Source organism: Pseudoxanthomonas sp. 3HH-4, assembly GCF_006716465.1.
Classification (GTDB): Bacteria; Pseudomonadota; Gammaproteobacteria; order Xanthomonadales; family Xanthomonadaceae; genus Pseudoxanthomonas_A.
Genome location: NZ_VFPB01000006.1, coordinates 149,774 through 170,121 on the forward strand (window position 1 = coordinate 149,774; position 20,348 = coordinate 170,121).

At 68.2% G+C, this 20,348-nt stretch carries 14 protein-coding genes and 1 pseudogene; 3 read left to right on the forward strand and 12 right to left on the reverse strand.

Annotation, left to right across the window (positions count from 1 at the left end):
• Window positions 1-73: 73 nt before the first annotated feature.
• Entirely contained in the window at window positions 74-496 is a 423-nt protein-coding gene (locus FB548_RS17330; RefSeq protein ID WP_142126049.1) for a F0F1 ATP synthase subunit epsilon, read from the forward strand.
• 60 nt (window positions 497-556) lie between these two features.
• Here FB548_RS17330 and FB548_RS17335 read toward each other — a convergent pair whose 3' ends face one another.
• Window positions 557-934: a GtrA family protein gene (locus FB548_RS17335; RefSeq protein WP_142126050.1), complete on the reverse strand. Its 378-nt coding sequence runs from the start codon at window positions 932-934 to the stop codon at window positions 557-559.
• A 148-nt stretch (window positions 935-1,082) separates the two neighbouring features.
• Here FB548_RS17335 and glmU point away from each other — a divergent pair, with 148 nt between their 5' ends.
• Window positions 1,083-2,450 carry a bifunctional UDP-N-acetylglucosamine diphosphorylase/glucosamine-1-phosphate N-acetyltransferase GlmU gene (gene glmU, locus FB548_RS17340; protein ID WP_142126051.1) on the forward strand — a complete coding sequence of 456 codons (1,368 nt, stop codon included), beginning with the start codon at window positions 1,083-1,085 and terminating at the stop codon, window positions 2,448-2,450.
• A gap of 164 nt (window positions 2,451-2,614) precedes the next feature.
• On the opposite strand, the pseudogene FB548_RS17345 reads toward glmU, so the two are convergent.
• From FB548_RS17345 to FB548_RS17375, 7 genes and pseudogenes are all read right to left on the reverse strand, one after another.
• Window positions 2,615-4,015 (reverse strand): annotated as a pseudogene (locus tag FB548_RS17345) (HAMP domain-containing sensor histidine kinase); the annotation flags it as partial.
• Window positions 3,940-5,277 (reverse strand): sigma-54 dependent transcriptional regulator, encoded by a 1,338-nt coding sequence (locus FB548_RS17350; protein WP_142126053.1) that lies wholly within the window; start codon window positions 5,275-5,277, stop codon window positions 3,940-3,942. The gene FB548_RS17350 and the pseudogene FB548_RS17345, both read right to left, overlap by 76 nt.
• A gap of 3 nt (window positions 5,278-5,280) precedes the next feature.
• Window positions 5,281-6,456 carry an ABC transporter permease gene (locus FB548_RS17355; protein ID WP_221625989.1) on the reverse strand — a complete coding sequence of 392 codons (1,176 nt, stop codon included), beginning with the start codon at window positions 6,454-6,456 and terminating at the stop codon, window positions 5,281-5,283.
• Window positions 6,457-6,523: 67 nt separating this feature from the next.
• A complete protein-coding gene (locus FB548_RS17360; protein ID WP_142126055.1) occupies window positions 6,524-7,747 on the reverse strand; it encodes an FtsX-like permease family protein in 1,224 nt (407 codons plus the stop codon).
• A 136-nt stretch (window positions 7,748-7,883) separates the two neighbouring features.
• Complete coding sequence (locus FB548_RS17365; protein WP_142126056.1) at window positions 7,884-9,194, reverse strand: ABC transporter permease; 1,311 nt, start codon at window positions 9,192-9,194, stop codon at window positions 7,884-7,886.
• Between the two features lie 10 nt (window positions 9,195-9,204).
• Window positions 9,205-9,927 carry an ABC transporter ATP-binding protein gene (locus FB548_RS17370; RefSeq protein WP_062357085.1) on the reverse strand — a complete coding sequence of 241 codons (723 nt, stop codon included), beginning with the start codon at window positions 9,925-9,927 and terminating at the stop codon, window positions 9,205-9,207.
• A gap of 67 nt (window positions 9,928-9,994) precedes the next feature.
• Window positions 9,995-11,263: an efflux RND transporter periplasmic adaptor subunit gene (locus FB548_RS17375; RefSeq protein WP_142126121.1), complete on the reverse strand. Its 1,269-nt coding sequence runs from the start codon at window positions 11,261-11,263 to the stop codon at window positions 9,995-9,997.
• 194 nt (window positions 11,264-11,457) lie between these two features.
• Here FB548_RS17375 and glmS point away from each other — a divergent pair, with 194 nt between their 5' ends.
• Entirely contained in the window at window positions 11,458-13,284 is a 1,827-nt protein-coding gene (gene glmS, locus FB548_RS17380; protein ID WP_142126057.1) for a glutamine--fructose-6-phosphate transaminase (isomerizing), read from the forward strand.
• Here the strand turns inward: glmS and FB548_RS17385 are convergent, their stop codons facing one another.
• The 4 genes from FB548_RS17385 to iadA are packed head-to-tail and all read right to left on the reverse strand — an operon-like array spanning window position 13,285 to window position 19,976.
• On the reverse strand, window positions 13,285-15,072 hold the full coding sequence (locus FB548_RS17385; protein WP_142126058.1) for a Mur ligase family protein: 1,788 nt from the start codon (window positions 15,070-15,072) through the stop codon (window positions 13,285-13,287).
• Between the two features lie 52 nt (window positions 15,073-15,124).
• Window positions 15,125-17,923 carry a cyanophycin synthetase gene (cphA, locus tag FB548_RS17390; RefSeq protein ID WP_142126059.1) on the reverse strand — a complete coding sequence of 933 codons (2,799 nt, stop codon included), beginning with the start codon at window positions 17,921-17,923 and terminating at the stop codon, window positions 15,125-15,127.
• A gap of 21 nt (window positions 17,924-17,944) precedes the next feature.
• Window positions 17,945-18,784 (reverse strand): cyanophycinase, encoded by an 840-nt coding sequence (locus FB548_RS17395; RefSeq protein ID WP_142126060.1) that lies wholly within the window; start codon window positions 18,782-18,784, stop codon window positions 17,945-17,947.
• Window positions 18,785-18,800: 16 nt separating this feature from the next.
• Window positions 18,801-19,976 (reverse strand): beta-aspartyl-peptidase, encoded by a 1,176-nt coding sequence (gene iadA, locus FB548_RS17400; RefSeq protein ID WP_142126061.1) that lies wholly within the window; start codon window positions 19,974-19,976, stop codon window positions 18,801-18,803.
• Between the last annotated feature and the right edge of the window lie 372 nt (window positions 19,977-20,348).

The window sequence follows — 20,348 nt, forward strand, 5'->3', positions numbered from 1 at the left end:
GGGTGGGCCCCGGCCCACCTTCGTGGCAACCGGTGGCGGGCCTCGGTCCGCCCCAAACGGCAAAGAGAGTTCCATGAGCACCATCCGTTGCGACATCGTCAGTGCCGAGCAGGAAATCTTCCACGGTGAAGCCACCCTGGTCGTCGCCACCGGCGAACTGGGCGAGCTGGGCATCGCGCCGAAGCACGCGCCGCTTATCACCCGCCTGAAGCCGGGCAAGGTGGTGGTGACGCTGCCGAGCGGCGAGCATCTGGACTTCGCCATCTCCGGCGGCATCCTCGAGGTGCAGCCGCAGGTCGTCACCGTGCTGGCGGACACCGCCGTGCGCGCGACCGACATCGACGAAGCGCAGGTCCGCAAGGCCAAGGAAGAAGCGGAACGCGTGCTGTCCCACAAGGACCCGAAGATGAGCGTGGAAGAAGCCCAGGCCCAGCTGGCCATGAGCATCGCCCAGCTCAGCGCGCTGGAGCGCCTGCGCAAGAACCTCAAGCACTGAGGTCCATCGCCATCGCGTCATGGGAACGCCGGTCTTGCGCCGGCGTTTCCGTTTCCGGACCTAGCGGTAGACGATGTGCCGCCACAGGAAGAACGCGACCACCGCCAGCACGCCTTCCACCAGTGGCTTGGCCAGCCAGGCGTGCGCCAGTCCCAGTGAAGACGCCACCCACGTGACCGTCAGTGTGCTGATTGCCGTCAGCGGCACCCACACCAGCAGGAACTTGGTGAAGCGCCACCAGCCCAGCCGCGCGGCACCGGCCTGCGCAAACGTCACCCGGCCATTCAACCAGAAGCCCAGCAGCGCGCCGCACGCGCGTCCGGCCAAGTTGCCGGGTGCGGCGGGTACACCGAGGGCGGTGAGCGCGACGAAGACCAGCCAGTCCAGCAGCAACTGCGCCATGCCGACGGCGATGAAGCTGCCGCCTTGCCTGAACATCGCATGTTGAGTGAGGCGCCGAAGCATTGCCGTATGTTACCCGTCGTCGTGGCGGCGGATGGCACGTGTGGGGTGCGGACTGCGTTGACGGGGTAATTGCTACCATGTCGCGCTGAACGCGCTTGTCCACGCCAAGGGAATTGCACGCATGAATCCACTCCACGTCGTCATCCTCGCCGCTGGTGAAGGCAAGCGCATGAAGTCCGCGCTGCCCAAGGTGCTGCAGCCGATCGCGGGAAAGCCGATGCTCGCGCATGTGATCGACGCGGCACGCGCGCTGTCGCCGGCCGGGGTGCACGTGGTCCATGGCCACGGCGGCGACCAGGTGCAGGCCGCCTTCGCCGACCAGTCCGATCTGCATTGGGCACACCAGGCGCAGCAGCTCGGTACGGGCCATGCGGTGGCGCAGGCCATTCCGGACGTGCCGGACAGCGCGCGTGTGCTGGTGCTGTATGGCGACGTGCCGCTGACCCGCAGCGAGACGCTGCAACGCCTGCTGGACGCGCCAGGCCGCCTTGCCGTGCTGGTCGCCGAGCCGGTCGATCCCGCCGGCTACGGCCGCATCGTGCGCGACCAGGAAGGGCGCGTGGCCGCGATCGTCGAACACAAGGATGCGGACGACGAACAGCGTCGCATCCGCACCATCAATACCGGCATCATCGCCGCCGATGGCAGCGCGCTGAAGGGCTGGCTGGCACGACTGTCGAACGAGAACGCTCAAGGCGAGTACTACCTGACCGACGTGTTCGCGATGGCGGCAGAGGAATTCACGCCGGCGGAAATGGTCCTTGTCGGCGAGCCCATCGAGGCCGAGGGCGCCAACGATCCCTGGCAGCTGTCACAGCTCGAACGCGCCTACCAGCTGCGTGCCGCGCGCGCGCTGTGCGTGCAGGGCGCGCGCCTGGTCGACCCGGCGCGCTTCGACCAGCGCGGCACGGTGTCGGTGGGGCGCGACGTGCAGATCGACGTGGACGTGATCCTGGAAGGCACGGTGGAGCTGGGCGATGGCGTCGTCATCGGCCCGTTCACGCGCCTGAAGGACGTGAAGCTCGGCGCCGGCACGCAAGTGCGTGCGCATTGCGACCTGGAAGGCGTGGTCAGCGAAGGCGCCGCGCTGATCGGCCCGTATGCACGCCTGCGTCCCGGTACGCAACTGGCCGACGGCGTGCATGTCGGCAATTTCGTCGAGACCAAGAACGCGCGCATCGGCGTGGGCAGCAAGGCCAACCACCTGACCTATCTGGGCGATGCCGTGATCGGCACCGGCACCAACATCGGCGCTGGCACCATCACCTGCAACTACGACGGCGTGAACAAGTCGACGACGACGATCGGCGACCGCGTGTTCGTCGGTTCCAACACGTCGCTGGTCGCCCCGGTGACGTTGGCCGATGGCGCGACGATCGGTGCAGGCTCTGTCATCTCGAAGAACGCTCCCGCTGATCAGCTGACGGTTGCCCGCGCGCGGCAGGTCACGATCGAAGGCTGGCAGCGGCCGGTGAAAAAGCCGAAGTAGCCTAAGGCGGGCTCAAGCCCGCCATTTGCGGAAGTACATTGAGCGGGATCGCGGCGGCCCGCCCTCACCTCTTGCCCTCTCCCGGAGGGAGAGGGGGAGTCGATGCCATGCGGGTTCGGCTTCGGATGCAGGTGGAGGGCTCCGAAGTCCTCTCGTCGGAAAGATCAATTTTCGGGCAACTGGATCGCCACGCACAGACCGCCCCCGTCGCGATTGTGCAGCGAGAGCCGTCCGCCATGCGCCTCGACGATCTCGCGCGTCAGCGCCAGGCCCAGGCCAGTGCCATTGCGCTTGGTGGAATAGAACGGCACCAGAGCGTTCTGCAGCACCGCGTCGTTCATGCCGCTGCCGCGGTCCATCACCTCGATGCGCAGCCAGCCGGGCAGGCGGGTCAGCCGCACCGACACGCCGTCGGCGGACGTGCCGGATTCGTGTGCGTTTTTCAGCAGGTTGAGCAGTGCCTGTTCGAGCTGCGCCACATCGATGCGGCCATCGATGTCGGCCTCCGGCATCGTGAGCTCGAAGGCGATCTGTCGCTGCAGCCCTTCGAAGAAGGCGCGCCAATGCACCGTCTGCAGTTGCGGCTGCGGCAACTTGGCGAAGCGTGCGTAGCCGCGGATGAAGCCTTCCAGGTGGCGGGCACGCTCCTCGATGGTGCCGAAGACTTCCTCCAACCGGTCGTGGCGTCCGCGGCGAACGAGCTCCGCGCCGGAGTGCGCGAGCGAGGCCACGGGTGCGAGCGAGTTGTTGAGCTCATGGCTGATCACACGGATGACCTTCTTCCATGTCATCACCTCCTGTCGCCGAAGTTCGCTGGTCAGCAGGCGCAGCAGCAGCAGTTCATGCGGGCGTCCGTTGAGGCGGAAGTTCCGGCGCGCCAGGTGATAGACCTGCTCCTCGCCATCCTCTTCCTCACTGCCGATGGCGAACAGACTGTCGCCACCCCGTGCGAGGGCTTCGCGCATCTCGACCGGTGCGGACGCGATCAGCGCGTCGTAGTCCTGGCCCTCGAGTTTCCAGCCACTGTGCAGCAGCTTGCGCGCGGCCACGTTGGCGAAGATCACCCGCCGGATGCCGTCGCCGCCGGGCGCGATCAACAGCATGGCTACCGGCGTGTTCTGCACCATGGTGTCGAGCAGAAGTTCGCGCTGGACCAGGCTCAGGCGCTGTTCGCGCAACACCTCGCCCAGCGCGGCATGCGACTGCACGAGTTCGGCGAGTTCGTCGTTCCCGCGCCAGTGGATGCCGAAGTTGTATTCGCCATCGCGATAGCTGTTGACGCTGCCGGCCAGCGCGCGGAACAGCGAGTACGTGCTGCGCAGCCCGCGATGGATCGCCCACATCGCCAGCGGCAACACCACGATGGCCGAGACCAGCACCGCGATGATGTCGTCGCCGAACCAGTGCGACAGCGCGACCGGCAGCACCAGCGCCAGTGCCAGCAACGGCAACAGCCAGGACAGCACGCGGCCGGCGAGCGAGCGACGGATCATGGCGTCTTGATGCCGAAGCGTTCCATGCGCCGGTACAGCGCCTGCCGGCTCATGCCGAGATCGGCGGCGGCCTGGGCGATGATGCCGCCCGCGCGCGCGAGCGCGGTTTCGATGTCGGCCCGCTCCGGTTCCGCCACGACCGTGTTGCGCACCGGTGCGGGCCGGGGCAGGTTGAGGTCGGCTGCCTCGATGCGGTCACCCATTGCCAACAGTCCGGCGCGCTGGATGACGTTGCGCAGTTCACGCACGTTGCCGGGCCATGCGTGCCGCAGCAGCGCAGCACGTGCGCTTTCAGCCAGCGGCTTGTCGGCGGGACGGAAGCGCTCGGCCAGCGGCAGGATGTCGCCGGGACGTTCGGCCAGCGGCGGCAGCGCGAGTTCGATCGCGTTGAGGCGGTAATACAGATCTTCGCGAAAGGAACCCTCGCGGATCATCGTGGACAGGTCGGCGTTGGTGGCGCTGATCACGCGCACCGTGACCTGGCGTTCGCGATTGGAGCCGAGGCGCTCGAAGCGCCCAGTCTCCAGCACGCGCAGCAGTTTCATCTGACCCGTCAGCGGCAGGTTCCCGATCTCATCGAGGAACAGCGTGCCGCCGTCGGCCGCCTCGAACTTGCCCTCGCGGGCCTTGTTGGCACCGGTGTAGGCGCCGGCATCGGCACCGAACAATTCGGCTTCGATCAATTCGGAGGGCAAGGCGCCGCAGTTGAGCGTCACGAAGGCGCCCGACTTCACGCTGGAATTGGCCTGGATGATCTCGGCGATCTTCTCCTTGCCCGCGCCATTCGGGCCGGTGATCAGCACCGGCAAGTCCGAACGCGCCACCTGGCAGGCGAGTGCGACGACGCGTTCGCTCGCAGGATCCTCGAACACGAGGCTGCGCAGGTCGTACTTGCTCGACAACTGGGCGCGGCTACGGCGTTCGCGGCTGCGGCGGCGATCGAGCTCATTGCGTGTTTCAGCGAGTTCCAGCAGCGTGTTGACGGTGGCCAGCAGCTTGCGGTCGTCCCAGGGTTTGGCCAGATAGTCCGTTGCGCCGGCCTTGACCAGGTTCACCGCCGCCTCCAGGTGCGTCCACGCCGTCAGCAGGATCACGGGCAGGTCGGGCCACTGCGCGCGGATGGCGGTGAACAACTGCTCGCCTTCCACGCCGGACGTGGTGTCCTCGGTGAAGTTCATGTCCTGGATGACCAGGTCGACCGCCTGCTCGCGCAGCAGGGTCAGGCCCGCCTCGGGTGATTCGGCATGCAGCATGTCGATGTCGTGCAGCGAGAACAGTACGTTCAAGGCCGTGCTGACGGCCAGGTTGTCGTCGATGACGAGGATGGTAGGCATGCGCTATAGCCTAACCGAAGGACTGCGGCTGACGAGGTGCGGCGGGATGCTGAACGCGTGCGACGCCGCCCATGTCGCGACGATCGTAAGCACGATCGCACAAGCAAGCGCCAGCGACGCGGTTTCGAATGGGTGTACGGCGAGCGCGCCGCTGGCAAGCCGTGCGGCCACGGGTGAGCACAACAGCAGCCAGCCGAGGGTTGCACCCAAACCGGTCACCGCCGCAAGTTCCAGGCTCCACTCCCGTACCAGCTGGTTACGGCGCGCGCCGAACGCCAGGCGCAAGCTGAGTTCCAGCCGGTGGTGTCGTGCCATCCAGTCGGTCGCAAGCAGCAGGGTCGCGAGCAGGCACAGCGCGCCGAGGCCGGCAGCTGTCCACAGCGCTCGCTGCCGCACGGGATGCAGGGATTCCAGCGATGAGGTTCGGTCTGCGGCGAGGGACCGCGACGTGCCCAGGATCCCGCGCGGAAAGGAAGCCCTCAATGCCTGCTCGACGCTGCTGGCAACGCGGACGCGGTTCTCGATCCCGCTGCGGACCAGCAGCGGCCCCAGCCGTGCGTCGGTCGGCACCGTTGGCAGCAGGATGGAAAAGCCTTCTGGATTCTGTGCGAATCCGCTTGTTGCCGCAGGCAGCACGGAGACGACGCCTACGACGGTCAGCGGAGCGTCGCCATGGATGTAAAGACGCCGACCGATGGCCGGTGTCGTGGGGAACAGGCGCTTGGCCAGGCTCGCGCTGATGATGGCCGGGGCACCGGTCGCGTGCATCCGGGTCTGGTCGCCGGTATAGGGCGTGAAATCGGTGGGCATGAAGCTCCGACCTTCGATTACTCGGAGTCCCAAGGTCTGCAGCATCGCCTCCGATCCGAAGTACGTCGCGACCAACGCGTCGTCGCCGTGCCCATTGTCCGTCCAGGCCCGGGCCGCCCACGACACGTCGAGCGAGTAGGGCGACTGGTTTCCGACCGCCGCATGGCGCACACCCGGGACGGCCTTGACCCGTCGCAGCAACTCGGCCGAAGGAAGCGGCGTGTTGTCGGCGGTGTCCAGGCGGGGGAATATCGTGATCTCGTCCTCCGGCAGCAGCGAGGGCAGCGAAGGCATGGTCCGCCACGCGGACCATGCCAAGGTTCCCAGCACGACCAGGGCCACGACCTCCGACACCAGCAGGGCGCTCAACCAGGGATGCCGACCGAGCATCAGCAGACGTGAGCGGCCCATGGCGGGTCTTCGGGCCCGCGCTGCCTCAGGCGGTACGCGTCGCCACCGCCGGCGGCACCGAGGCGGCCTTGCGCGCAGGCCCGTACACGGCGATCTGGCCCAGCAGCCACAGCAGCACCGCACCGACAGGCAGGTACAGCAACGGCAGGCGTGGCAGTTCGTACTTGCCCATCAGCAACTGGTTGATGCCGTAGGCGAGCATCATGCCGATCACGATGCCGATGGTCGCCAGCAGGAAGTTCTCGGTCTGGAAGTAGCGCAGGATCTGCCCTTTCGTCGCCCCCAGCGCCCGGCGGATGCCGATCTGCTTGGTGCGCTGCTGCACCCAGAAGCTGGCCAGGCCGACGATGCCCAACGCGGTCACCACCAGCAGCGAGATGATCACGGTGATCAGCAGCCAGGCCATCGCGCGGTCGCCGCGGTAGTAGTCGCTCATGATGTCGGTGAACGTGCCCTCGCGCAGGATCAGCCGGCGCGCGCTGTTCTTCTCCAGCGTGGCGATCGCCGCCTTCTGCACTTCCGCCCGGCGCTCGGGCGTGGTGCGCAGCACGAAGGTGCCCATGGTCAGGTCCTTCGCCGGGAAGATCATCGTGTAACCCGCTTCCGCCGGTCCGCCGTTGTCGTTGGTGCGGATCAGGCGCTCGACCACGCCGACCACGCGGTGCGGCACATTGTCGGCATTCCAGGCGTAGATGTTCTTGCCAACTGCGCTTTCGCCGGGGAACAGCTTGTTCGCCAACTCGCGGCTCAGGATCACTGCCGGCATGACGACCTTGGCGTTCTGCTTGTTCATCTCGGTCCAGTTGGAATACTCGTCAGCATTGAAGTCGCGGCCCTCGGCCAGTCTCAGGCCCAGCGTGTCGATGACGGACTCGCCGAGGTAGACGTTGGCCAGCGCGGTCGGGCGCTCCTGCTCGGGCGCGAGCTGGATGGAACTGTTCCAGGAGGAGTTGTCGAATGGCACGTGGTTGATGCTGCTGGCGGCCTTGACGCCGGGCAGCGCCCGCAGGCTGGCGACGTCCTGCTTCACCAGCGCGTCGGCCTCGGGGTTGTCGCCGATGTTGCCCATGCTGATGCGCACGATCTCTTCGTTCGCCAGGCCGGTGGGGCGGTCGATGCGCTCCAGCCGCTGGGTGATGAGGAAGACGGCGTTGCAGATGATGGCGCACGACAGCGCCACTTCCAGCACGATCAGCGCGGCGGCCGTCTTGTGGCGGGACAGGGTGGAAAGGATGGGGCGGATGTCCATGGTGGGCCTCTGAGGTTTCAGCCCCTTCCCCCGCGTGCGGGGGAAGGGCGGGATGGGGGCGGTGCGGAGTGGCGGTGCCGTCGACCTGCGACGGCACCCACACCAACCCTCCCCCGCCAGCGGGGGAGGGAGCGCATCATTGCGACTTCAACTGGATGGCGGGCGTCACTTGCATGGCGCGCCAGGCGGGCAACATGCCGGCGAGCAGGCTGGCGATGATCGCCAGGGCGAAGGTGGCCAGCAGCATCTTCAGGTCCATGTGCGCGAGATCGGCGTAACCCGCCGGCTGCTGGCGGACCGCTAGCAGGCCAAGCCACGCCAGCACCAGGCCGAGTACGCCGCCGACCAGGCCGACGGTGCCGGCTTCCACCAGGCACTGCGCGAAGATCGCCTTGCGCGTGGCGCCCAGCGCGCGGCGCACACCGATCTGCGAGGCCCGGCCCAGGAACTTGGCCAGCAGCAGGCCGACGGTGTTGAGCAGGCAGACGGCCAGGAAGCCGAACGCCAGCCACACCTGCAGGCGTACATCGCCGGGCACCGCACCCTGCTTGTCCAGCCACTGCATCACGTTGTGCAGGTCCACGTTGTTCGGGCGCTCGAAACGGCCCGCCGCACGCTGCTGATCGGAATAGTTGGCCAGGTATTGCTTGTACGCGCTCACCTTCTCCGCTGATCCCAGCTCCACCCAGTACTGCAGCCACGAACACGGGGCATTGGGTCCGCGCGAGCCTTCTTCATCGCCACTGGAGTCACCCCAGCAGTTCATGTTGCCCTGGGTGCCCATCTTCAGGCTGAGCGCGGTCCAGAACGGCACGAACAGTTGTTCCACTTCGGTGAAACGGTCCTGTGTCATGTCGTAGAACTTCGGTGCGGGCCGCCACTCGTCCAGCACGCCGACGATGCGGAACGTGCTGCCGGAGGCCTTCAGGTCGCGGCCCACACTGTTGGCGCCACCGAACAGCTTGTCGTTGAGCGCCTTGGAGATGACCACGACGCGGGCGCGTGATTCGTCGTCCGCAGCCGACCAGCCATTGCCGTAGCGGAACGGCACGTCGAACATCGGGAAGAAGTCCGCCGTGGTGTAGCGCGAATCGACGCGGAAGGGCTCGATCTTGCCGTCTTCCGATTCCACCGACGATGCGCCGCCGGTCATCAGCGCCTGGCGATCGCCCTTCTTGTCCTTCAGCAGGCGCTCGGCGTCGTAGCGGGTGAACTGGTCCTCCGGCTCGTCGCCCGGCGTGAAGCCGTTCATCGAGCGCGGCTCGATGCGGGGATAGAACAGTTTGTCGCTCTTCTGCGGGATCGGGTCGCCGGACAGTACGTAGAAGACGGTCAACGTGGTCATGCTGGCGCCGATACCGAGCGCGATGGCCAGCACCATCAGGGAGGTCAGCGCCTTGTTGCGCTTGAAGCTGCGCAGCGCGAGGGAAAAGTAGTAGCCGAACATGGCGGGTTCCTTACGCGGAGGCGTTGGCTTCGGCGGCGTGCGCCGCGCGGATCAGCGCGGGCTCCACCGACAGGTCGGTGGCCATGCCGTCCACGATGTGCACGTTGCGCTGCGCGCGCGCCGCCAATTCCGGATCGTGCGTGACCATGATGATGGTCGTGCCCTGGCGGTTGATCTCCTCCATCAACTCCATCACGCCGCGAGCCATCTGCGAGTCGAGGTTGCCGGTCGGTTCGTCCGCCAGCAGCAGGCGCGGGCTGCCTGCGAGCGCGCGTGCGATCGCGGTGCGCTGCTGCTGTCCGCCCGACAGCTCGGCCGGGAAGTGCTTCATGCGCGAGCCAAGGCCCACGCGGGCCAGTGCATCCTCGATGCGCTGCTTGCGTTCGGCGGCCGGCATGCCGCGATAGCGCAGCGGGACATCGACGTTGTCGAACAGGTTGAGATCGGGGATCAGGTTGAAGCCCTGGAAGATGAAGCCGATCTTCTGGTTGCGCAGGCGCGAACGCGCGTCGTCGCCCAGGTGGCTGACGTCCTGCCCGTCGAGCAGGAACTGCCCGCCGGTGAAGGTTTCCAGCAGGCCCGCGATGTTGAGGAAGGTGGTCTTGCCCGAGCCCGACGGGCCGGTGACCGCGACGAACTCGCCCTCGCGGACATGCAGGTCGAGCGAACGCAGCGCGTGCGTTTCCACCTGTTCGGTGCGGTAGACCTTGGCGACTTGGCGCATCTCAAGCATGGCGGGTTCCTTCTTCTTCGGGTTCGGGAGTGGAGTGGGAGACGTGGGGGAGGGCTGGCTTTGATGATCAGTTGACTGAGACACGCTCGGCATCGCCGAACAGGTCGCTGCCGGAGACGACGACCTTGTCGCCGGGCTGCAGGCCGCTGAGCACTTCGACATTGCTCAGGCTGCTGACGCCCAGCTGCACCGGGCGACGCACGGCGGAGCTGCCGTCCATGACATAGGCCTGGCGGCCCCCGTCCTGCTCGAGGAACGGGCCGCGTTCGACCATCAGCACGTTGCGGCGCGTCTCCATCAGGATGCGTGCGGACAGTCGCTGGTTCTGGCGCAGGCCGGGCGGCTGCTTGTCGGAGAAGCGCAGGCGGGTGACGACTTCGCCGTTCACCACTTCCGGCGACACCGCAGAAATCTCGCCGGGATAGGGCTGGCCGGCACTGGTCAGCGTGGCTGGCATGCCGATGGCGAGGTCACGGGCGAAGCTCTCCGGCACCTTGATCTCGACTTCGAACACCGACAGGTCCACCACGCTCAGCACCGGCGCGTTGATCGCCACGTTGGAGCGCTGCACCGCCTGGATCTGGCCAACCTGGCCATCGAATGGCGCGCGCAGGGTCAGTGCATCCACCTGGCGTTGCACTTCGGTCACTACCGCGCGCTGGCGTTGGGCCAGCAACTGCTTGTTGCGCGCATCCAGGCCCGCGCCCTGGCCCTGCAGTCCTGCGTCCTTGCGCGCGTGGGACAGTGCGATCTCGGCTTTGCGCAGGTTGTCTTGCGCCTCCAGCACGTCGACCTGCGGCACCGCACCACCTTCGAAGCCGCGCTGGTAGCGCTGCAGGGTGCGCTCGGCCGCCTGACGCTCGATCTCCGCCTGGTCCAGTGCCTTCTGCGCATTGGCACGGGTGACGCTGGCATCCAGTGTCGCGCGGCTGGATTCGGCTTCAAGACCGGCCAGGGTGGTCTGCTCCTGCGCCAGCTTGCTGCGCAGTTCGGGGCTGTCGATCTCGGCCAGCGGCTGGCCCTGCTTCACCTGGTCGCCCGCGACTACTTTCAGCGTCACCACGCCCCCGGCCACCGCGTACAGGGTGGGGCTGTTGGCGGCGATCACACGGCCATCGGCGGCGATGTCGCGCACCAGGTCGCCGCGGGTGACTTCGGCGATGCGCAGGCGCGCGCCGTCGATAGAGGTGGACCCCGCCAACCAGCCACGGGCGGCGAACACGATGCCTGTCAGCAGCAGCGCGCTGCCAACGGCAGGCCACACCCAACGGCGCCATGCCGGTCGGGCCTGGGTGGAACTGAGCACTCGGTCTTGGGCGGAGGTGTCCCGAATCATCGGCGGCATGCGTTCTGTGGAATGACCTGCATGTATCAGCAGGATGCGTGCCAAACGCAAGCGATTGATTTAAAAGGAGGTTGTCCGGTGCGGATGACTGTCCGGGTGTCCGCGGACACTCGACGGACAGGGCCTGTCCAGTGCCGGACACGTAGAATGTCCGTTCGTTTGACTCAGATGGAAGACACAGGCCTATGTGCGGAATTGTGGGTGCGATCGCCGATCGCGACGTGGTGCCGGTACTGATCGAAGGACTGAAGCGGCTGGAATACCGGGGTTACGATTCCGCCGGCATCGCCGTGGTCAGGCAACAGGACGTGCACCGCGTGCGCCGCACCGGCCGCGTGGCCGAGATGGAGGGCGCCGCCGCTGCCGAAGGCCTCAATGCCAGCCTGGGCATCGGGCACACGCGCTGGGCTACACATGGCGGCGTCACCGAAGCCAACGCACATCCTCATATCAGCCACGGCGTGGCGCTGGTGCACAACGGCATCATCGAGAACCACGAGGAACAGCGCGAGAAGCTGCGCGCGTTGGGCTACGTGTTCGAGTCGCAGACCGACACCGAGGTCATCGCGCACCTGATGCATCACCACCTGAAGGGCGGCGACGACCTGCTGGCCGCGCTGCAGCGCACGGTGAAGGAACTCACCGGCGCCTACGCGCTGGCCGTGGTCAGCCGCCAGGAACCGGACCGCATGGTCTGCGCGCGCATGGGCTGCCCGCTGCTGATCGGCCTGGGCGAAGGCGAGAACTTCATCGCCTCCGACGTATCGGCGATCATCCAGGCCACGCGCCGGGTGATCTTCCTGGAGGAGGGCGATACCGCCGAGGTGACCCGCGAGGCCGTCAATGTGTTCGACGGCAAGGACCAGCCGGTGCAGCGCGACGTTCATGTGTCGGATGTGTCGCTGGCGTCGCTGGAGCTGGGCCCGTACCGCCACTTCATGCAGAAGGAAATCCACGAGCAGCCGCGCGCCATCGCCGACACCATCGAGGCGGTGGTCGATGGCGGCTTCACGTCCGCGCTGTTCGGCGCCAACGCCGAAGCGGCGCTGAAGGACATCGAGGGCGTGCAGATCCTCGCCTGCGGCACCAGCTACTACGCCGGCATGACCGCGCGCTACTGGCTGGAAGCCATCGCCGGCGTGCCGTGCAACGTCGAGATCGCCAGCGAATACCGCTACCGCGCCGCGTACGCGAACCCCAAGCACCTGATCGTCACCATCTCGCAGTCCGGCGAAACCCTGGACACGATGGAGGCGCTGAAGTACGCCAAGTCGCTGGGCCACGAGCACACGCTGTCGATCTGCAACGTGCCGGAGAGCGCCATCCCGCGCGCCAGCGAGCTGGTCTGCTACACCCGCGCCGGCGCCGAGATCGGCGTGGCCTCCACCAAGGCCTTCACCACCCAGCTGGCGGCGCTGTTCCAGTTGACCGTCGTGCTGGGCAAGCTGCGCGGCAAGGTCACGCCGGAGCAGGAAGCCGATTACCTGGAGCAGCTGCGCCATCTGCCGGGCAGCGTGCAGCACGCGCTGAACCTGGAACCGCAGATTGCGGCGTGGGCCGAACGCTTCGCACCGAAGTCGGATGCGCTGTTCCTCGGTCGCGGCCTGCATTATCCGATCGCGCTGGAAGGCGCGCTCAAGCTGAAGGAAATCTCCTACATCCACGCCGAGGCCTATCCGGCGGGTGAGTTGAAGCACGGACCGCTGGCGCTGGTGGACGCCGACATGCCGGTGGTGGTGATCGCGCCCAACGATGTGCTGCTGGAGAAGGTGAAGTCCAACATGCAGGAAGTGCGCGCGCGCGGCGGCGAGCTGTTCGTGTTCACCGACCAGGACAGCCACTTCAGCGAATCCGAAGGCGTGCACGTCATCCGCACCCCGCGCCACGTCGGCGTGCTCAGCCCCATCGTGCACACCATCCCCGTGCAGCTGCTGGCCTACCACACCGCCCTGGCCCGCGGCACCGATGTGGACAAGCCGCGCAACCTGGCCAAGTCGGTGACGGTGGAGTAATCAGTCGCCGGCGACGGGATCGCCGGCCGACCATGCCTGCGCCTGCAGGTGGTCGAGCAGGGCGGTGACCCGTTCCCGCGCGGCGACGCCATGCACCGGCAGGGCGAGGCTGTCGCCGGGCCGGGCGGCGGACAGGATCGAGCGCACGGCCTCGGTTTCGTCACGGCATTCGTCGATGGCGCCGTCTACCACGCCGTGGCGCACCAGCGCTGCGCGCAGCAATCGGCCCACCTCGCCGCTTTCGCGTCCGCGCATATAGCCTTCCATGTCCTTGAGCACCACGTGGTCGGGATGGAACGACGCGGCAGTGGCGGCGAGGTCGGCGATGGCCTCGTCGCTGCGGTCGCCGGCCTGGCCGAGCAGCAGGTGCAGACGGCCGCCGTCGCGGTGCGCCTGGCGGACCAGATCGAGAAACTGCGCCAGGCCATCGGGGTTGTGCGCATAGTCCACGTAGACCTGCACGCCGCCGCCGAGCACCCAGCGCTGCAGGCGGCCGGGGTTGTCGCGGTTGTCGCGGCCGAAGCGGGCGAGCACGGCCGCGATCGTCGCCGACGCGATGCCCAGCCCGCTGGCGGCGAGGGCGGCGGCGGCGCAGTTCTGCACGTTGTGCGCGGCCAGGCCGCCGAGGGTCAGCGGCATGCCGGCGACCGCGCCGAGATCGTGGGTGCGGGTACCGTCGAACAGCCACAGGTGGCCGTCACGCACGCCGCAGCTGCGGCGACCCTCGGCGCGCGCCTGCCGCAACAGCGGATGGTCGTCGTCGGTCGAGAACCAGGCCAGCGGTACATCGAGACGGGCGGCATGGCGGCGCAGCAGTTCGTTGTCGGCGTTGAGCACGAGCATGCCGTCGGCGTCGATGGCGCGGGCCACGGTCAGCTTCACGTCGGCCAGGCCGTCGAGGTCGTGGATGCCGTATTCGCCGAAGTGGTCGGGGCTGACGTTGGTGACCACGGCCACGTCGGCGCGTTCGATCGCCAGGCCACGGCGCAGCAGGCCGCCGCGCGCGGTCTCCAGGATCGCGGCCTGGGTCCGGCGATCGCGCAGCAGGCTGCGCGCGCCACCGGGGCCAGAATAGTCGCCACCCTCGATCAGGCCGCCATCGAGGTAGATGCCGTCGGTGCAGCTGTTGGCGGTGTGCCAGCCGTGGGCGATGGCGATCGCGGTGAGCAGGCGCACGGTGGTGGTCTTGCCGTTGGAGCCGGTGACCAAGGCCACCGGGATCGCGTGCAGGTCCTGCCACGGCACTTCATCGGGCGTCGGCAAGGCGGGGTTGTCCCAGGTGCGGCTGTCGCTGCCCATGCCGATGGACAGGTGCTCGTCGTCGAGCAGCAGCGGCAGGCCGTGTGCACGCGCGGCCTCGCGCAGGGCGGGCAGTCGCGGCAGGCATTCGGCCGCGGCGACGGCGCGCAGCAGGCGCAGGTCCGCATCTTCGTCGACGAGCGAGGGATGGCCCGGCTGCAGCGCAGGGTCGCCCGTGGTCATCCCAGCGGCAGCCAGCGCGGACAGCCAGGCCCATTCGTTCACGTCGGCGGCGGCGTACAGCATGTCGCCGGGTGCGGCGAAGGCGAGGCTGGCGCCGGTCGCGTGCTCCCGCACAGTCACCGGGCCATCGGGCCAGCCCAAGGCGGCACGCGCGCGGTCGATGCGCCGTTTCCAGTCCTCGATCAGTGCGGGTGGCACCGGTGCTCCGACCCTCGTTTCCAGCACCGCGCCCGGTCCGGCGAAGTACAGGTTGGGCCCGGTCAGGCGGCGCAGGTCATCGAACGGCATGGGGGCGGGTTCACTCATGCGGCAGGTCGTCCGTGGACGGCGCGATCCGGCGGGTGCGGATCGCCACCGTTCAGTCGCTGCCTTCGTCGTGGCGCGCGAACACCAGCCCGCGTTCCTCGCGGATCACGCCCTCCATCGCCGCCACCGCCGCCTCGTCTGCGCTGGGCGCCGGCTGCAGCGAAGGCAACTCGACCTTGCGGGCGCTGCGCGGCTCGGCGCCTTCGGGCGTGAACTTGGTGATCTGCTTCCACGAGCGGGCCAGGGCATCGGCGAACACCAGCAACAGGTCGCCGGGCCTGCCCATGCGCAGCGCGGCGTCGATGGCCTGCTGTTCGTCGGGGATCTGCTCGATCGCCGTCTCGGCCACGCCCGCCGCCTGCAGCGCGCGGGCGATGATCCGCGGCACTTCGTCGCCGTCGCGGCCGCGCAGGCTGTCGTCGCGCTTGACCACGTAGTGGTCGAAGCGACCGGCCACCGCACGGGCGATGTCCTGGATGTCCTCGTCGCGGCGGTCGCCGGGTGCGGCCACCACCACGATCCGGCGCCCGGCCACCTCCAGGCGCTGGGCCAGATCGGCCATCATCCCCACCGCGTGCGCGTTGTGCGCGTAATCCATCACTACCTTGAACGGATGCTCGTCGTATACGTTCATCCGGCCGGGTGCCTGGAAGAAGGTGGTGTCGAACGTGCGCAGGCCATGGCGGATCGCGTCGAGCTTGATCCCCAGCGAGAACGCCAGCGCCGCGGCGAACATCGCGTTCTGCACGTTGTGCAGCGCACGGCCTTCGAGCGTGGCCGGGACGAGGTGCGTCCACATCAACGGGATGTGGCTGCCCTTGTCGTACAGCGTGATCATGTGGCCGTTGACGCCGGCCTCGAGGGCGCAGGCGCGGCCACCGGCTCGGATGTGCTCGCGCACCAGCGCATGCGACGGGTTCATCGTTACGTAGCAGATGGTCTTCGCATCGGTATAGCCCGACATCTTCAGCACGTTGGGATCGTCGGCATTGAGCACCGCGCAGTCCTTGGCCACCTCGACCACGATGCGCTTGATCTCCGCCAGCTGTTCCAGCGTGTCGATGCCCTTGAGGCCCAGATGGTCGGCGGCGATGTTGAGCACCGCGCCCACGTCCACTTCCGGTACGCCCATGCCGGCGCGCAGCAGGCCGCCGCGCGCGGTTTCCAGCACCGCCAGGTCGATGTGTGGATCGGACAGCACCATCCGCGCCGACACCGGGCCGGTCATGTCGCCTTCCACCGTGCGCTGGCCGTCGATGTACACGCCGTCGGTGGTGGTGAGGCCCGGCGTGTAGCCGGCCATCTTGGTGATGTGCGCGAGCATGCGTGCGGTGGTGGTCTTGCCGTTGGTGCCGGTGATGGCCGCGATCGGTACCCGCGACGGCGTTCCCGGCGGGAACAGCATGTCGATCACCGGGCCGGCGGCGTCGCGCGGGGTGCCCTCGCTGGGCGCGACGTGCATGCGGAAGCCCGGCGCGGCGTTCACTTCGCAGATCGCGCCGCCGATGTTCTTGTAGCTCTCGGCGATGTTGGGGCTGATGAAGTCCACGCCGCCCACGTCCAGCCCGATCGCACGCACCGCGCGCACCGCCATGTCGCGGTTGTCGGGGTGGATGACATCGGTGACGTCGGTGGCGGTGCCGCCGGTGGACAGGTTGGCGGTGGAGCGCAGGAACACCCGCTCGCCGGACGCAGGCACGCTGTCGGCGGTGTAACCGACGCGTTCCAGCATCAGGCTGGCTTCGCGGTCGAGCTCGAGCCGGGTCAGCACCTTCTCGTGGCCGACGCCGCGGCGCGGATCCTGGTTCACGATCTCGACCAGCTCGGCGACGCTCCGTTCGCCGTCGCCGACCACGTGGCCGGGCGTACGCCGCGTGGCTGCGACCAGCACGTCGTTGATCACCAGCAAGCGGTGGTCATCGCCGACCTGGAAGGTTTCCACGATCACCGAGCGCGAATGCTCGCGTGCGGCGTCGAACGCGGCGCGAATCTCGTCGTCGCCGGTGATGTTGATGGTGATGCCGCGGCCATGGTTGCCGTTGTAGGGCTTGAGCACCACCGGCCCGCCGAGCCGTTGCGCAGCCTTGATCGCTTCGGTCTGGCTGGTGACCAGGTGCTGTCGCGGTACCGGCAGGCCGAGCGAGCCGAGGATCTTGTTGGTCTCTTCCTTGTCGCTGGCCAGTTCGACCGAGATGTGGGGCGTCTTGCCGGTGATGGTGGCCTGGATGCGCTGCTGGTACTTGCCGTGGCCGAACTGCACCAGCGACTGGTTGTTGAGCCGCAGCCAGGGGATGCCGCGCTCTTCGGCCGCGCGCACCAGCGAGGCGGTGGACGGCCCCAGCGCGCGTCGCTGGGCGTAGCGGATGAAATCGTCGCGCGCCGGTTCCCAGTCCCAGTCCTCGGGCACGCTGCCGGCGGGGCGGACCCCTTCGGGCAGCAGCGAGCACAGCAGGCGCAGCGCCAACTCGCCCGCGGCGATGCCTTCCTCGCGCTGGGCGTATTCGTAGACCACGGTGTAGACGCCCGGGCGGCCGTCGACGCTGCGGGTCTTGCCGAAGGTGACGTCCTCGCCGGCGATGTTCTGGAGTTCGATCGCCACGTGTTCCAGCACGTGGCCCAGCCAAGTGCCTTCGCCCTCGCGCATGCGGCGCAGGAAGCCGCCAGGCTCGCGGTAGGAACAGCCGTGCTCGGCCAGGCTTGGCACGGCGGCCACCAGGCCGTCGATGAAACCGGGGCCCAGGCGCGCGGTGGGCCACTGTTCCAGTTCGCCCAGGTCCAGCAGCAGCCGGATCACCGGGAAGTGCGCATGCTGCGAGGGGCCAACGTAGACGGAGCGTTCGAGAATGCGCATGCAGGATGTCCCCTTGTCGGATCAGGTCTTGCGGGTCGCCAGTCGGCCGGCCGAAGCCCGCCGCGTATGCAGGTTGAAGGTGGCGCCGGCGATCAGGATGTGGACGCCCAGCCCCAGCAGGCACACGGGATCGTCCTCGTCGGCCTGGGCCATCGAGGAGAACTGCAGGTCGTGGGCGTCGACCACGGTGACCGCACCGCTGCCTTCGACTTCGAGCGTATCGTCGGGGGAGATGAAGGCGGCGGTGTCCTCGTCCAGGCCGATGCCGATCGCGAACGGGTTGTAGCCGAGCGCCGCGGTCAGGCGGCCCAGGCGATCGCGCTGGCGGAAATGCTGGTCGATCACGAAGCGGTTGGTCAGGCCCAGCCCCGGCGCCAGGCGCACGCTGCTGGCGCGCGGCGACGAGCCCTCGGCACCGAAGGCGATCATGTGCTCGCTCAGGAATCCGGCACCGGCGCTGGTGCCGGCCACCGTCACCCCCTGGGCGTTGCGCAGGCGGATGCAGCGCGCCACCTGGGTGCCGCCGAGGATGGTGGACAGGCGCAACTGGTTGCCGCCGGTGAAGAAGATGCCGCTGGCTTCCGCCAGCCGCGCCAGCCGGCCTTCCTCCTGGCAATCGCGGCGGGTGTCGAAGTCCAGCACCTCGACCCGCGCCGCCCCCATGCCCTGGAACAGCGTCTCGTAGCGGGTGCCGGAATCCTTCAGTCGGCTCGCGGTCGGGATGACGACGATGTCGGCGTCGGCGCCGCCGCTCAGTTCGACGAAACGCGCCAGGATGCGCGGGTTGGTTTCCTTGTCCTCTGCGCCGCCGATCGGGATGATCCAGCCGCGGTGTTCCCCGTTGACGGGCTTGCTTGGCATCGAGTGCTCCGGTGCTTCAGGTGTCTTGCGATTCGAACGTACCACGCCGCAGCACCGCGCCATCGCGCAGGTGCGGGCGGCCGCCGACGAATACGTCGGTCACCGCGCCGGTGGCGTCCAGCGCCACCAGGTCCGCGTCGGCACCCACCGCGATGCGGCCCTTGCCCGGCAGCCGCAGCAGCCCGGCGACGTTGGACGTGAAGGCCGGCAGCACGTCCTGCAGGGCGATGCCGCGGGCCAGCAATGCGCGCAGCGTTTCGACCAAGGCGCCGGAATGGCCGACGTCCATGCTGCACACGCGGCCCTGCGCATCGAAGCAGGGCAGGCAGCCCCCGGCGTCGGAACTGATGGTGACGCGGTCGCGCGGGGCGCCGCTGTCGAGGTAGCGGACCAGCGCATCGGCCGCGCTCCACGCGTCCTCGCCTTCGTCCACCGGAAAGGCAGTGATGTCGATGCTGCAGCCGCGCCGCGCCAGCGCGATGGCTTCCTCGAACAGCGCCTTGCGCCGATTGACGTGGGTCGGGTTGAACACCCGCGGCGGCAGTTCGCTCTGGTCGAGCGCGCGCCGCACCAGGTCCAGGCCGCGCGGGCCGTCGCCCAGGTGCAGGTGGACGATGCCGGCCTTGCCGGTCATCAGCCCGGCCACGTGCGCTTCGGACGCGATCCGCAGCAATTCTTCCAGGGTCGGCTGGCTGGAACGGTGGTCGCTGATCGCCAGCTCACCCACGCCGACCAGGCAGTCGATGAAGACCAGGTCCGCGCGCACGCTGCCGGTCAAGGTGGCCGGCGGCAGATGGTAGCCGCCGGCATATCCCCAGGCCGACAGTCCTTCCTCGCGCAGTGCGTTGACCTGGGCCACCAGTTCGCGCGTGCCGCGGGCGACGTCGTCGGTGCCCAGCAGGCCGACCACCGTGGTCACGCCGCTGCGGGTATAGCGCGACAGCGTCGGCGCCGGCACCCGGCTGGCGAAGCCGGCCTCGCCACCGCCGCCGGTGACATGGACGTGGCCGTCGATCAGGCCCGGCAGCAGTCGGCGGCCATTGAGGTCCAGTACCTGCGTGCCGAAGGCGGCGGGAAGGTCGGGTGCATCGGTCCCGATCCACAACACCTTGCCGCCGCCGAGCAGCAGGTCGCAATGTCCCAGCGCTTCGGGCGCATATACCTCCGCGTTTCGGATCAGGGTGGTGGTCATCAGCCGTCGACCGTCCCGTCCATGCGTCCCGCCAGCCACCGCGTGTCACGGTGGCATGCGCAAGCCTTCAATCCTCTGGCCCGGTCGGTGATGACGTTGGCGTCGTCGCTCATCTTCTCTTCGATCCGCTGCTGTCCCGACACGGTCGTCCGCGCGGCGGGCCAGTTTAACCGGGCGGGAGCGCGCTGGCCGCGCCGAGCGAAGGAAGCGCAGCGTCGGGACCGAAGAAATCGTCGATAACGCAATGTGACGTGACGCGGTGGCGTCGACAGGCTCCGCCATGCCGCAGTCCCCCGGCGCCAGCATCGAACCCTGAAAGGCGCGCACGCCGATCTTCGCAGTCCACGCGCGCTGCCAACGTGGCGACGCGTG

Bases quoted from the DNA above. Each gene is read 5' to 3' on its own strand.
- FB548_RS17330 (WP_142126049.1), top strand. From the start codon at position 74: ATGAGCACCATCCGTTGCGACATCGTCAGTGCCGAGCAGGAAATCTTC.
- FB548_RS17335 (WP_142126050.1), bottom strand. From the start codon at position 934: ATGTTCAGGCAAGGCGGCAGCTTCATCGCCGTCGGCATGGCGCAGTTG.
- glmU (WP_142126051.1), top strand. From the start codon at position 1,083: ATGAATCCACTCCACGTCGTCATCCTCGCCGCTGGTGAAGGCAAGCGC.
- FB548_RS17350 (WP_142126053.1), bottom strand. From the start codon at position 5,277: ATGCCTACCATCCTCGTCATCGACGACAACCTGGCCGTCAGCACGGCC.
- FB548_RS17360 (WP_142126055.1), bottom strand. From the start codon at position 7,747: ATGGACATCCGCCCCATCCTTTCCACCCTGTCCCGCCACAAGACGGCC.
- FB548_RS17365 (WP_142126056.1), bottom strand. From the start codon at position 9,194: ATGTTCGGCTACTACTTTTCCCTCGCGCTGCGCAGCTTCAAGCGCAAC.
- FB548_RS17370 (WP_062357085.1), bottom strand. From the start codon at position 9,927: ATGCTTGAGATGCGCCAAGTCGCCAAGGTCTACCGCACCGAACAGGTG.
- FB548_RS17375 (WP_142126121.1), bottom strand. From the start codon at position 11,263: ATGATTCGGGACACCTCCGCCCAAGACCGAGTGCTCAGTTCCACCCAG.
- glmS (WP_142126057.1), top strand. From the start codon at position 11,458: ATGTGCGGAATTGTGGGTGCGATCGCCGATCGCGACGTGGTGCCGGTA.
- FB548_RS17385 (WP_142126058.1), bottom strand. From the start codon at position 15,072: ATGAGTGAACCCGCCCCCATGCCGTTCGATGACCTGCGCCGCCTGACC.
- cphA (WP_142126059.1), bottom strand. From the start codon at position 17,923: ATGCGCATTCTCGAACGCTCCGTCTACGTTGGCCCCTCGCAGCATGCG.
- FB548_RS17395 (WP_142126060.1), bottom strand. From the start codon at position 18,784: ATGCCAAGCAAGCCCGTCAACGGGGAACACCGCGGCTGGATCATCCCG.
- iadA (WP_142126061.1), bottom strand. From the start codon at position 19,976: ATGACCACCACCCTGATCCGAAACGCGGAGGTATATGCGCCCGAAGCG.